12 protein-coding genes are annotated in these 13,163 nt (G+C 73.7%); 8 read left to right on the forward strand and 4 right to left on the reverse strand.

Annotation, left to right across the window (positions count from 1 at the left end):
* Positions 1–326 precede the first annotated feature (326 nt).
* Both IE294_RS49255 and IE294_RS44900 read right to left on the reverse strand, forming a co-directional pair.
* Complete coding sequence (locus tag IE294_RS49255; RefSeq protein WP_268252870.1) at positions 327–458, reverse strand: hypothetical protein; 132 nt, start codon at positions 456–458, stop codon at positions 327–329.
* Between the two features lie 299 nt (positions 459–757).
* Positions 758–1,642 (reverse strand): LysR family transcriptional regulator, encoded by an 885-nt coding sequence (locus IE294_RS44900; protein WP_189895107.1) that lies wholly within the window; start codon positions 1,640–1,642, stop codon positions 758–760.
* A 116-nt stretch (positions 1,643–1,758) separates the two neighbouring features.
* On the opposite strand from IE294_RS44900, the gene IE294_RS44905 reads away from it, so the two are divergent.
* The 8 genes from IE294_RS44905 (at position 1,759) to IE294_RS44935 (ending at position 10,968) form a co-directional block, all read left to right on the forward strand.
* Complete coding sequence (locus IE294_RS44905; RefSeq protein ID WP_189895108.1) at positions 1,759–3,009, forward strand: MFS transporter; 1,251 nt, start codon at positions 1,759–1,761, stop codon at positions 3,007–3,009.
* Between the two features lie 60 nt (positions 3,010–3,069).
* Positions 3,070–3,714: an NAD(P)-dependent oxidoreductase gene (locus tag IE294_RS44910; RefSeq protein WP_189895109.1), complete on the forward strand. Its 645-nt coding sequence runs from the start codon at positions 3,070–3,072 to the stop codon at positions 3,712–3,714.
* A 51-nt stretch (positions 3,715–3,765) separates the two neighbouring features.
* Complete coding sequence (locus IE294_RS44915; RefSeq protein WP_189895110.1) at positions 3,766–4,677, forward strand: LLM class flavin-dependent oxidoreductase; 912 nt, start codon at positions 3,766–3,768, stop codon at positions 4,675–4,677.
* Positions 4,678–4,814: 137 nt separating this feature from the next.
* Positions 4,815–4,949, forward strand: coding sequence for an FAD-dependent oxidoreductase (locus IE294_RS48725; protein ID WP_229918116.1), 135 nt, complete (start codon positions 4,815–4,817; stop codon positions 4,947–4,949).
* 15 nt (positions 4,950–4,964) lie between these two features.
* On the forward strand, positions 4,965–6,035 hold the full coding sequence (locus tag IE294_RS44920; RefSeq protein WP_268252871.1) for an FAD-binding oxidoreductase: 1,071 nt from the start codon (positions 4,965–4,967) through the stop codon (positions 6,033–6,035).
* Positions 6,036–6,271: 236 nt separating this feature from the next.
* The gene (locus IE294_RS44925) at positions 6,272–7,630 is read left to right on the forward strand and encodes an MFS transporter (RefSeq protein WP_189895112.1); all 1,359 of its coding nucleotides are present in this window, start codon (positions 6,272–6,274) and stop codon (positions 7,628–7,630) included.
* 219 nt (positions 7,631–7,849) lie between these two features.
* Positions 7,850–9,328: an aldehyde dehydrogenase family protein gene (locus tag IE294_RS44930; protein WP_189895113.1), complete on the forward strand. Its 1,479-nt coding sequence runs from the start codon at positions 7,850–7,852 to the stop codon at positions 9,326–9,328.
* 113 nt (positions 9,329–9,441) lie between these two features.
* Positions 9,442–10,968: an FUSC family protein gene (locus IE294_RS44935; RefSeq protein ID WP_189895114.1), complete on the forward strand. Its 1,527-nt coding sequence runs from the start codon at positions 9,442–9,444 to the stop codon at positions 10,966–10,968.
* Positions 10,969–11,049: 81 nt separating this feature from the next.
* On the opposite strand, the gene IE294_RS44940 is transcribed toward IE294_RS44935, so the two are convergent.
* Together IE294_RS44940 and IE294_RS44945 are read right to left on the reverse strand one after the other, a co-directional pair.
* Positions 11,050–11,640, reverse strand: coding sequence for a TetR/AcrR family transcriptional regulator (locus IE294_RS44940; protein WP_189895115.1), 591 nt, complete (start codon positions 11,638–11,640; stop codon positions 11,050–11,052).
* A 51-nt stretch (positions 11,641–11,691) separates the two neighbouring features.
* Positions 11,692–12,450, reverse strand: coding sequence for a GNAT family N-acetyltransferase (locus IE294_RS44945; protein WP_189895116.1), 759 nt, complete (start codon positions 12,448–12,450; stop codon positions 11,692–11,694).
* Positions 12,451–13,163 lie beyond the last annotated feature (713 nt).

Raw genomic sequence — 13,163 nt, forward strand, 5'->3', positions numbered from 1 at the left:
CCCCCCGCGCCCGGGGGCGGGGGGGGGCCCCCGCCCCCCCGGGGGCCCGGCGCCCCGCCCCCCCCCCCCCCCCCCCCCCCCCCCCCCGGGCCGGTCCCGGTCGCGCCAGCGGAGGGCGGGCTCGCGGGGCGTTCGAGGGCGCGGAGCACCGCACGGACCTGGGCGGCCGGGTACGTCGCCGCGTAGGGCTCGGCGCGGCCACCGGCGTAGGCGTGGGCCAGGGCGTCGCCCACCGCTCGCGCGTGGGCCTCGGCGAAGGACGCCGCGTTCGCGTCCGGGCTGAGTTCGGCGTACTGGTGCCCGTACGCGTCGGCCTCGGCCAGGGTCTACCCGTGTGCCAGGGCGTAGGCACGCGCGTTGGTGTGCGCCTCGGCGTAGGCGGAGCGGTGGTCGTACGCCGCCCCGTACACGCGCAGCAGCACCGGCCGCAGGGCCGCCCGCCAGTTGTCGTACGCCACTGGGGCGCGGGCGCCGTGCGGTGCAGCGCGGTCAGGTCGGCCACCGCGCCGGACCCGTCGTCCGGCCACGCCTCGGCGAGCAGCGGCAGGACGGTACCGGCTTGCCAGGCGTGCACCGCCCACAACCCACCCGCCGACGGCCCGGCCCGCAGGGCGCCGTGCACCTCTTGAGCCTGCGGCCGGCGGGGACGACCTTGACCATGGCACCCCCGTACGTTGCCCCGGTGAGCGAGCACGACGGAGGCCGCCCGGCCCGGGTGCGCCGGGGCCGGTCCGGCCGCGCGCACGGGCCGGGCGTCTCAGGTCACGAACTCGCGGGCCATCGCGATCATGGCGCGCGCCGCCGCACCGGGCCGGTACTCGCTCGGCACGGCGAGGGACAACGGCCAGTCGAGGTCGGCGTCACTCACCGTCAGGGTGGCGATGTCCGCGGTCTCCCGGAGGGCGAACCGGGGCAGGAGCGCCACCCCGAGACCGTGCCGTACGAAGTCCACGCCGGTGCCGACGTCGGTGATCTCCACGGCGACGCGACGGGGCACGGACGCGGCGGCGAAAGCGCGGTCGGCCACGGTCCGGTTGCCGTACCCGACCGGGGAATCGACGAAGTCGAGACCGGTCAGCTCGGTGATCGACACGCTGTGGCGCCCGGCGAGCGGGTGGCCGGCCGGTACGACGAGGTCGAGGACGGAACTCGTGAGGTCGGTCAGCGTTACGCCGGCGGGACAGGGTCCCGGCACCGAGACGAAGGCGAGGTCGAGGCGTCGTTCGAGGAGGGCGTCCACCAGCCCCTGGGAACCGGAGGGCACCGCGCTGGTCTGGAGCACCACACCGGGGTGACGGCGGTGGAACTCTCCGAGCAGCGCCGGGAGGTCCAGCAGCCGGACAGAGGTCATCGTCCCCAGCCGGAGGGTGCCGCGCAGTCCGCCGCGGACCTCGGCAACCGCGTCGGCGGCCTCCTGGGCGGCGTGCAGCGTGGCGCGGGCGCGCGGCAGCAGGGCGGCGCCGGCGTCGGTGAGCAGTACGCGTTTGGAGTTGCGGTCGAGCAGCGGGGTGCCGAGTTCGCGTTCGAGGCTCTTGATCGTGCTGGAGACCGCGGACTGGACGATGTGCAGGCGGGCCGCGGCGCGGGTGAAGTTCGCCTCGTCGGCCACGGCGACGAAGCATTCGAGCTGGCGCAGTTCCATGGTCCAAGTATCTCTGCCAGAGATGGTCACGCTCTCCGACTTTCGTTGGACGAGATAGTTCCGGCGGTCCACTCTGTTAAGCGTTCAAGCAAACGCCTCAGCCTGGAGAGTCCCCCATGGCACAGTCGATATCCGCACCCCGCCCGCGCGCGGCAGCGCCCGCCGGCACCCGTGCCAGTGCCCGCCGCCACGGCGTCGGGTTCTCGCTCACCGCGTTCGCCTTCGTGACCGCGATGGCGTTCTCCACGGTCCCCACACCGCTGTACCCGCTGTACATGGCCAAGGACGGCTTCTCCACCTTCATGGTCACGGTCGTCTTCGCCGCCTACGCGGTCGGCGTGGTGATCAGTCTCGTCCTGGCCGGTCACATCTCCGACTGGGTCGGACGCAAGAAGATCCTCATCCCCGCGATCGGCCTGGAGCTGATCGCCGCGTTGCTCTTCCTGACGAACACGTCGCTGCCCGTCCTGCTCGTGGCCCGGCTCGTCACGGGCCTCGGCGTCGGCATGGTCACCGCCACCGCGACGGCCCACCTGCACGAGCTGCACACCGCGCACCGGCCCGGTGCCTCCGCCCAGCGCTTCGAGCTGGTGTCGACCGCGGCCAACATCGGCGGCCTCGGCGTCGGTCCGCTCGTCGCCGGCCTTCTGGCCCAGTGGGCCACCGGCCCCCTGCGCACCCCGTACATCGTCTTCGCCGTCCTGCTGCTGGCGAGCATCGTCGCCATCGCCCTCACGCCCGAGACGGTCGAGGAGCAGTTGGTCCGGCCCGCCTACCGGCCCCAGCGCATCTCGGTCGACCACGGTGACCGCGCCGGGTACACCGCCGCCGCTGCCGCCGGGTTCGCCTCCTTCGCCGTCTTCGGCCTGTTCACCTCGGTGGCCCCGGGCTTCGTCGCCGGCGCGCTGCACCACCCCTCCCGCGCGCTGGCCGGCCTGATCGTCTTCGCCGTCTTCGGTGCCGCCGCCGCCACGCAGAGCCTCACCACCCGGCTGACCACCGCCGCGAAGCGCAGGCTGGGGCTGCTCGCCCAGGCCGCCGGTGTCACGACGCTCGTCATCGGGATGCACACCGCGAACCTGACCGCGTTCCTCGTCGGCGGCATCGTGGCCGGCATAGGCGCGGGCGTGCTGTTCAAGGCGTCCCTCGGCACGGTCGCCGCGCTGGCCGTCCCCGCCAAGCGCAGCGAGGCCCTCGCCGGACTGTTCCTGATCTCCTACCTGGGTCTGACCGCGCCGGCCGTCGGCATCGGTGTGGCCAGCCGCTCCTTCCCCGCCACCACGGTCATGACCTGGTTCGCCGGCGTCCTCCTGGTCCTGCTCGGCACGGTCGCCGTCCTGGCCCGGCGCCGCCCGACCGCCGGCTGACCCACGCCACCGGCCCTCGGTCATCCCCCACCCACCTGAGCAGACAGGATCGGTACAGCCGTGAAGATCGCCATCATCGGAGCCTCCGGCCGGCTCGGCGGAACGATCGCCCGCGAAGCGCTCGCCCGCGGCCACGAGGTCGTCGCCATCGGCCGCGACCGGGCCGCGCTCGCCGCGCTGGTGGGGGCCCGCGCCGTACCCGCCGACCTCGACGCCCCGGACTCGGTCCTCGACGCCGTCGCCGGCAGCGACGTCATCGTCTCGGCGGTGACCGACCGGACCACCGCCGACCGCTCGCGGATCCCCGCCACGGCCGCCCTGCTGCTCGACCTCGCGCCGCGGGCGGGTGTCCGCCGCGTGGCCTTCGTCGGCGGAGGCGGCAGCCTGTACATCGCCCCCGGCCTGCGGGCCCTGGACGCGCCGGCCTTCCCCGAGCGGTTCCGGGCCGAGGCTCTCGCTCAGGCCGAGGCGCTGCGCATCCTGCGGGACACCGGGAACGACGTCGAGTGGACCTACCTCAGCCCCCCGCCGCACTACCTCCTGCCCGGCGGGAAGACCGGCCACTACGTGGTGCGGGCGGGGGACGACGCCGTCGTCAACGCCGACGGCGAGAGCGCCATCACGGAGGGGGACTTCGCCGCGGTCCTCGTCGACGAACTGGAGCAGAACCAGCACCCCCGGCGCCGGTTCACCGCCGCCTCCTGAGCCCGCCCGGGCTTGCGTGGACCCGTACGAAACCACAGAAGGGACATCTCCGTGAACGACATCCGTTTCGGCGTCTTCCTCAGTCCGCACCGCGACAACAGCCTGATCACCGACAACGCCCAGGCCGCCGAGAGCAGCGGGTTCGACTTCGCCGCCGTCCAGGACCACCCGTACGTCCCGGACTTCCTCGACCCCTACGTCCTCATCGGCCACCTGGCGGCACGGACCGGCACCCTGCGCTTCCTCACCGACGTCGCCAACCTCCCGCTCCGCCCGGCTCCCCTCCTCGCGAAGACCGCGGCCAGCCTGGACGTGGTGTCCCGGGGGCGGTTCGACCTCGGGCTCGGCGGCGGCCGGTCCTGGCCGCAGATCGCCGGCCTGGGCGGACCCACCTGGACACCCGGTCAGACGGTGAACGCGATCGACGAGGCGATCACGGTGCTGCGCGCGATGTGGGAGCCGCGCCCCTCCGTCACCCTCCCGGGCAAGACCTACTCCCTCGACGCGGTGGCCACCGGTCCGGCCCCCGTCCACCCCGTCGGGATCCTGCTCGGCGCGTCCGGCCCCCGCATGCTGGACCTCCTCGGCCGCCGGGCCGACGGATGGATCGCGCCGCTGGCCACCCCGTTCGAGACCAAGCCGGCCGCGCAGGACGCCATCGACGCCGCAGCGCGCGCCGCCGGCCGCTCCCCGCGGGACATCCGCCGGGTGATCCAGCTGGTCGGTTCCGTCACTGGCTCCACCACTCCCGTCGAGGTCCCCCTGTCCGGCCCCAACGGCCGGCCCGTGCACGCCAACCCCGACCAGTGGGCCCGCGTCATCGCCCACTTCGTCACCGAGCAGCGCTTCGACGCGGTCAACCTCGTGCCGGAACGCGAAACCCCCGACCAGATCAGCCTGTTCGGCGAGCACGTCATCCCCGCCGCCCGGCAACTCGTCGCCGACCAGAGCCGCGCCGCCTGAGCCGTCCCGCACATCCCAGGAGCCCTCCGTGCACACCGTCGCCACCCGCCCTCGACCTCGCCGGCCTGCCGGCCGCGCTCCGCGGCATCGCCGTCACTCCCGGCGACCCCGCCTACGAGGACCTCCATTCCAGCCACGTGCGCGGCGGGCGGCCCGCACTCGTGCTGCGTCCCCGCGACGCCCGGGAGGTGGCCGAGGCGGTCGTCTTCGCCGGCTCCCGGCCGGCCGCGCTGCCCGTCCGCAGCGGCGGCCACGGGTTCAGCGGCAGGTAGACGAACTCCGGCGGCATCGTCATCGATCTGTCCTCGATGCACCGGATCGACGTCCTCGACGAGAGCACCCGCCTGGTACGCGTCGAATCGGGTGCTTCCTGGGGCGCGGTCGCGACAGCCCTGCACCCGTACGGATGGGCGATCACCTCGGGGGACCACGGCGCGGTCGGCGTCGGCGGCCTGGCCACGGCCGGCGGCATCGGCCTGCTGGGCCGGGAGCAGGGCCTGACCATCGACCGGCTGCGGGCCGCCGACGTCGTCCTGGCCGACGGACGGCGACTGCGCGCCAGCGCGGACGAGCACCCGGAACTCTTCTGGGGAATCCGGGGCGCGGGATTCGCCCTCGGCGTCGTCACCGCGTTCGAGTTCACCGCCGGGCCCGTCGGACTGCTCGGCCACGCCCGACTGGTCCACGACGCCACCGACACGGCGGAGTTCCTCCAGGACTGGGCGGCCGTCGCCGGGTCGGCACCGCGCGACACGACGGCTTTCCTCACGATCGGTCAGCCCTACGGCAGGAAGGTCATCGCGCAGAGCACGATCCTGGTCGACTCCGAGGACCCCGGTGTCATCCGCGACCGGCTCCAGCCCTTCGCCGACCTCGCGCCGTCGCCGGCCCAGCGCGTCGGACTCGTGGACTACTCCGACGTCGTCTCGGAGGCCGGCCCCTCCTCCCCCGCGTACGGCGAACCGGTCAGCCGCAGCGGCCTGCTCGACCGTCTCACCCCGGCCGCGGCACGGGCCGCCGCCCGGCTGGTCACCAGCGGCGAGTCGTACTTCTTCCCACTGCGCGCGATGGGCGGCGCCATCGCCGACGCCGACCCCGCGGACACCGCCTTCGCGCACCGGTCGGCCGCCTTCCAGGTCGTCGCGACGGGCACCGAACCCGACGTCCTGGACCGGTACTGGGAGCCGCTGCGCTCCCAGCTGTCCGGCCTGTACGTGAGCTTCGAGACCGACACCCGCCCCGAACGCCTGGCGGAGGCCTTCCCGCCGGACACGCTGGCCCGGCTGGTCGCCCTCAAGCGGCGCTACGACCCGCGGAACCTGTTCCACGACAACTTCGACCTCGCCCCCGTCCTGTAAGAGCGCTGTCGCACGCCGTCCCCCTCACCAGCCACCGAGCCGCACCGGCGCACCGCGGCCCTCACGTGTCACGCCCGCCGGTCACCGGCGCTCCACACCGATCGGACTTCCGTCATGACACATCGGACCCCCGGGTCCCGTCCCGCCTCCACCCCCGGCCGGCCGGGCGGCCGGGCGGCCGGGCGGACGAGTCCCCGAACGACGCGGGGACGGCAACGGCAGCGGGCGCGGCCTGGGTGCCCGCGCTGGCCGCCGCCGCGCAGTTCGTGCTCCAGCTCGACTTCAGCATCATCAACGTCGCCCTGCCGGAGATCCAGCGCCGGCTCGGTCTCACCGCCGCCGGACTCCAGTGGGTGGTGACCGGCTACGCCCTGACGTACGGCGCGCTGCTGCTGGTCGCCGGCCGCGCCGCCGACCTGATGGGCCGCAAGCGGGCGCTGCTCGTCGGACTGACGGCGTTCGGGCTCAGCTCGCTCACCGGCGGCCTCGCCACCTCGGGTTTCATGCTGGTGGTGTCCCGGCTGGCGCAGGGAGCGAGCGCGGCACTCGTCGCACCGGGCGCGCTCGGCGTGCTCACCGACGCCTACACCACGCCCCGGGCCCGGGCGCGCGCGCTCGGCGTCTTCCAGGGCAGCAGCGCCGCCGGAGCCACCGCGGGCATCGTGCTGGGCGGGGTGCTCACCGAGTACCTGGGCTGGCGTTCGGTGCTGCTGGTCAACCCACCGGTGATCGCGGTCCTGGCATGGCTGATGGCACGCAAGCTCCCCGCCGACCACCGGGGACCGGCCGCCGCCCGGCTGGACCTGCCCGGTGCCGCGCCGGCCACCACGGGCGCCGGCGCGCTGATCTACGGACTGGGTGAAGGCCAGCAGCGCGGCTTCGGCAGCGCTCCGTCACTCGTCCCGCTCCTCACCGCCGTCCTGCTGACCGGTGTGTTCGTCCTGGTCGAGAGCCGGTCCGCCGACCCCATGCTGCCCTTCGCCCTGCTGCGGGACCGGGCACGGCGCACGGGGCTGGTGGTGATGCTGCTGCTGGGCGGAGTGGTCGCGGGCTACGTGTACTTCGTGTCCCTGTACCTGCAACGGGTGCGCGGCATGTCCACCCTGCTGACCGGCCTGGCCCTGATCCCGGCGACGGCGCTCGTGATGGCCGTGTCCATCCTGCTCAGCCGACGGGTCCAGCCCCGCCTCGGGCTGCGCCGGACGCTGCTGCTCGCGCTGGCGTTCGTCGGCGTGGGTCAGCTGTGGCTGTCGACGCTCACCGCGCACAGCGGTTGCGCCGCCCCTGTCCTGCCGGGCATCGTCCTGACGGCGGTCGGCATGGGACTGGCCTTCCCCACCAGCTCGGTGGCGATCACGTCCGACGTCCCGCCGGCGCTGCGCGGCCTCGCCGGCAGCATGTTCGTGACGGCCCAGCAGCTGGGGTCGGCCGTGGGACTGGCCGTGCTCGCCACGATCGCGGCCGCGCGCACGGGCGGCACGGGTTCACCGGCCGCCGGGTACGCGCTGTCGTACCTCGTCGCGACGGGCATCGTGGCGTTGACCGCCCTAGCGGTCGCACTCCTCCTCCCCCGCGCGGACGACGGGCGAAGCTGATCGGACGCACCGTCCGCACAGGGTCTGAGCAGCACGTTCTCGAGCCTTCCCCACTCCCGGTCCTGGGGGCCGCCACGACCGCCCGTACGACGGTCCTGCTGTGGGGCCTGCGGGCGGCCTTACAGCCACGGCGGGTGCGCGGTTGACACAGTCGTCACATCCCCGCGCGGCCGGACCCGATGCCCGGGCCGACAGCGCGCCGCATGCCAAGGAGTGAACATGACCGACCTCGCCACCGCAACCGCGTCCCGTGGCCTCCTGATCGGGGGCAGGGATGTGCCCGCCCTGTCCGGTCGTACCACCGACGACCTCAACCCCGTGACGGGCGAGGTGTACCTGAGGGTGCCCGCGGCCGGCCCCGAGGACGTCACCCGGGCCGTCGACGCGGCGCACGCCGCGTTCCCGGGGTGGGCCGGAACCGCCCCGTCGGTACGCCGCGGACTGCTCCAGAAGGCGGCGGACCTGCTGGAGGCGCGGGTCGCCGAGTTCACCGACATCATGATCAGCGAGACCGGCGGCACCCGGACGTGGGCGGCGTTCAACATCCGCATGTCCGTGGATCTCATCCGGCAGGCGGCGACCATGGCGACCCGTCCCACCGGCTCGCTGCTGGCCAGTGACGTCGCGGGCGAGTGGTCGGTGGCGGTGCGCGAACCCGCGGGTGTCGTCGCCGCGTTCGTGCCCTGGAACGGTCCGCTGATCCTGTGCACCCGGGCCATCGCGGTCGCCCTGGCCACCGGGAACCCGGTGGTGATCCGTCCCAGCGAGGACGCCCCCGTGACCTCCGGCTACTTCCTGGCCGACATCCTCGCCGAGGCGGGCGTGCCGGACGGTGTCGTCAACGTCGTGACCAACGACCGGGCCGACGCGCCCGCCGTGGTCGAGGCGCTCATCGCGGACGACCGGGTGCGCCGTGTCAACTTCACCGGCTCCACCCCGGTCGGCCGGATCGTCGGCCGGCTGGCCGGCGAGCACCTCAAGCCCGTCATCCTGGAACTCGGCGGGAAGAACCCGATCGTCGTGCTGGACGACGCCGACCCCGCCTACGCCGCCTCCGGCGTCACCGTCGCCAAGTTCATGAACGCGGGTCAGATCTGCCTGTCGGTCGACCGGGTCATCCTCCAGCGCGGCATAGCGGACGAGTTCGTCGCTGCCTTCCTGGAGAAGGTCCGTGCCCTCGGCCAGGGCGACCCGGAGGGGGAGCACACGCTCGTCGGCCCCATGATCAACGAGCGCGCCGCCGAACGGGTAGCCGCTCTGGTCGCCGACGCCGTCGAGAAGGGCGCCACCGTCCTGCACGGCGGCGGACCCGCCCAGGGCGCGTTCTATCCCGCGACCGTCCTCGACAACGTCACGCCCGACATGCGGATCTACTCGGAGGAGGTCTTCGGTCCGGTCGCGACGGTCTTCCGCGTCGACACAGTGGACCAGGCCGTCGACCTCGCCAACGACACGGCGTACGGCCTGTCCAGCGCGGTCTACACCGAGAACGCCACTCTGGGTCTGGCCGTGGCCCGGCGGCTGCGGCACGGCAACGTCCACATCAACGACCACTCGGTCGCGGACGAGCCCCAGGCTCCCGTCGGCGGCGTCAAGGACAGCGGCTTCGGCCACTTCGGCAGCGACTGGGGAGTGGAGTTCTTCACGGAGACGCGCTGGGTCACCCTCGCCGACCGGCACTCCGTCTACCCGCTCTGAGCCCATCGGCCGGTATGCCGAGGGCGGCCCGCACGGTCGTCTCTCGGCAACCGGCCTGCCCGCCGTACGTCCGGCGCCCGTCCCACGTCCGTCTCCCGAGGAACCGGTCCACGATGATCCACACCCGTTCCGGCCCCAGCCGACCACACCGGCACGCGGCACCACGTCCCTTGCGCGAACTGTTCGTCCTGCATCCGATGCCCTCCCGTCGTCGCAGCGCCACCATCGCCGCGGTGTGTACGGCCGCTCCCATCCTGGCCGGGCAGGCCCTGGGGCAGCCGGTCGTCGGTCTCGTCGCCAGCACGGGAGCTCTGGCCGCCCTGTACGGCGGGCGGGGCACGCCCCGCCAGGAGGCCGGTGCGGTGGCGGGTGCCGCCCTCGCACTCGCCGTGGGAATGGCCGTCGGCAGTTCGCTCGCCGGGCACGACCGGCTGGCCGTGCTGGGCACCGCCCTGTGGGCGGCCGTCGCCGCGCTGTTCCTCGCGCTGGCCCAGGCCCGGCCGCCGGGCATCGTGATGCCGGTGCTGGTCTGCTCGGTCGGGACCGGGCTGCCGCCCGGACACACCGGACTGCGGGTCCTGGCCGTGGCCGGCGTGGGGTGCTCCGCGACGGTCCTGTCCTGGCTCGCCGCCAGGGTCTTCCGTACGGACGGGCCCTCCCGGCCGACCGCGGCGGAACACGGGCCGGGGAACCGCCTGTTGTCGGCCACGAGATCCCTGCCGTCCTCGCCCCTGCCGTGGATGGCCGTCAGGACCGGAGCGGCTGTGGGCCTCGCCGGTACCGCGTCCCTGCTGTGCCAGGTGGGGCGTCCCTACTGGGCCATGGCCGCCGCTGCGGCGGTGCTCGCGCGCGGCAGTCACGCCATCAGCGCGAACACCAGGGCCGTGCTGCGCGGCGTGGGTACCGCCGCGGGTTGTCTGCTCGCCGGCGCCCTGGCCGCGACCCATCCGCGGGGGGTGGCGATCGCCGTCCTGCTCGCCGCGCTGACCTTCGTCATCGAGTTGGTCGTGGCCCGCAACTACGCCATCGCCATGGTCTTCGTCACCCCTCTGTCGGTCCTCCTCGTGACCTCCGCGACCGGAGCGACAGCGGTGCTCACCATCACCGCCGACCGTCTCCTGGAAACGGTGCTGGGCTGTGCCGCGGCCGCCGCGGCGGGGCAACTGGTGACCCGGCGCTGGGCCGTGCGCCACCGCCGGGAAGCCGTCACCGCCGTGCTCAGGGCAGCGGTGGAGCTGATCGAAGCGGGGCCGGAGCCGGGGCGGGCGGCAGCGCTTCACGACGCGGTCGCCCTGCTCCGGCTGGTGAGCGAGCGCACCGCGGGCGAGCGCCGTGGTGTGCGCGTCGCCGCCTCCGCGCTGGACCAGGTGTCGGCTGCCACGCTCAGCCTGGCCCAGCGGGTGACGGAGCAGCCGGACGGCTTGCGCGCGGACGCCGCCGGTACGGCCCGTGCGCTACGGCATCTGGCGGAACTGGTGGACCCGTGCGAACCGCACGCCGCCCACCGCCCCGCCCCGGCCGTGCCGCCCCCGCTGACCGAACTGGCACGCGCGCTGGACGACTGGCTGGCGGGCGGCGGGAACCCAGCGCCACGCGTCGTGCCGGCGACCGGTCCGCTCCCGGGCGGGATGCCGCGCTGAACCGGGCGCCCCGGGTGCGGCGCGGTACGGCTTCGGAAGCCGGGCGTATGCCGGCCGCCGACGCGTCCCGTGCCCGGGGTGTCAGGGCCGGCAGCCCTGTAGGACCGAATCGATCACGTCGTCCAGGCCGTGTTCCGTCAGTTCCGCCGGCAGCGCGCCGCCGACCGCCAGGCGGGCGTACCCGTGGAGCGCCGCGAACACCGGAAGGGCGACACGCTCCGGCGCTCCCGTTCGCACCTCGCCCCCGCTCTGCCCGTCGGCGACGAGAGCCGCGAGCTGCCCGGGCCAGCGCCGGGCGGCCTCGCGCAGTTCCGGTGCCGTCCGAGCCCCCGTGTCCGCCTGGCACATCAGGTCGAACAGCGCCCCGTTGGCCAGCGCGAAACCGAGGTAGGCACGGGCCATGGCAGCGAGCCGTTCGGCGAACGTCCCGCCCGCACTCCCCAGGGCGTCCTCCCTCGCCGCGGCGAGCCGTTGGAATCCCCTCAGCGCCAAGGTGTCCAGCAGGGCCTGCTTGTTCCTGAAGTGCCGGCTCGGCGCGCCGGGGCTGACACCGATGTCGCGGGCGAGCTCCCGTAGAGACAGGGCGCCCGCTCCCTTCTCTCGCACCGTCTTCTCGGCGTGGGCGAGCAGTTCCGCGGGCAGGTCCCCATGGTGATAGGGGCGACGTATCATGCCACGAGCTTAACTCCTGCCCATGACAGCTGATATCAATATTGACTCACATCACGCTGTGTAGCGTGTCCATTGTTCCACTGTGCGGAATCCCAGTGACTCGTACACGGACAGCCCCTGCTCGGACGAGAGCAGATACGCGAGCCGCGCGCCCCGTGCCCGTTCCGTCTCCAGGATCGCCGAGGTGATGGCGGCGCCATACCCCTGCCCGCGCCGCCCGGGCGGAACCGAGATGTTGTAGATGCCGGCGCTGTTCCCGGTGCGCATCGCCAGCCCCGTCGCCACGACTTCGCCGTCCGCCTCGGCCAGGTATCCGGTCACGGACGGCAGGCTCAGTATCCCGGCTCCGCCCAGCAGGCTCATCACCTCGAGCGGCGCCTCGAAGCCGGCCGCCAGTGCCGCGGCGAAGACAGGACTGTCCTCGGGCCCGCACTGCCTGACAGCCGACCCCAAGGGTAGGGAACCGCCCAGCGCGCCGTCACCCGCCAGTTCCCGGACCATGAGGGGAACCCGCGCCACGGTCGTCATCCCGTGGGCAGCCGCCACGTCGGCGACCTCGTCGTCCGGCTCAGCCCTGACCTGGATGCACCAAGGCACATCCATCTCGGCGGCGGCGCGCTCCGCCAGTTCGGCGACGAGACCGGGCTGCGTGGAGGGGCGGACATCGACAACGCCGTTCACCGACGCCAGTGGGGCACCGGTGGCAAGGAGGGCCACGCCTGGCTCCGCCCGCACACACAGGCCTCCCGGCAGGGCTCCGGCGAGGTCCGCGACGTTCTCAAGCCATCCCCGTGCGGCGACATCCGCCATGTCACGTGTTTGCATGGCCGCGACTGTAACAGTCAGTGATCGCGCTCCGGGCCGGCAGCGGCGGCAGCCCGCGCGATGCGAAGTGTCTGCCGCTCCTCCCGACCGGGGCGGTGAACGAACCAGCCCAGCAAGAGCCAGTAGACCGTCGCGAGCACACGGAGGGGAAGGAGACCACCCTGCACGGCCGCTCGCTTGAGTCTCTCGGGCAACACACTATCGCGCATCATGCTTCGCTACTATGTCAGGCCCAGTCCCTAATGTGGTCATCACTCCCACAGTTCGGAGTCAAGCATCAGGAACCACTGGTTTCTCCTCGGCGAAGTGACGGGCTGAGGGGTGCGCGCGCTGTTCGTGATCGCCCCGCTGTGCGGTGTGGCGCCGACCGGGCTCGGCTGCGGCACGGTGCTGCTGGGGGACTCGATGTTCCGCTTGCCGCCCGGCGACCCGGCGGTGCCGCGCCTGGCGTACGAGGGTGACCGCCGTGCTGGCCGCGGGGGCCAGCACGGCGGTCACCCTCGTGCTGCTCGCCCTGCTGCACCGGGTCGACCTGGACCGGCTCCGGAGCCCGGACGGCACCTGAGCTCCCGCTCCTGAGCGGGCTCCCCGCTCCCGCCGGAAACACCGCGGCACCGGGTGGCCACGTCCACCCGGTGCCGTTTCGTGTGTCAGGTGCCGGTCGGGGTCGGTGACAGGGCCACGACGGCCTCGCTGGT

The sequence above is a fragment of the Streptomyces canarius genome (assembly GCF_014650735.1).
Classification (GTDB): domain Bacteria; phylum Actinomycetota; class Actinomycetes; order Streptomycetales; family Streptomycetaceae; genus Streptomyces; species Streptomyces olivaceoviridis.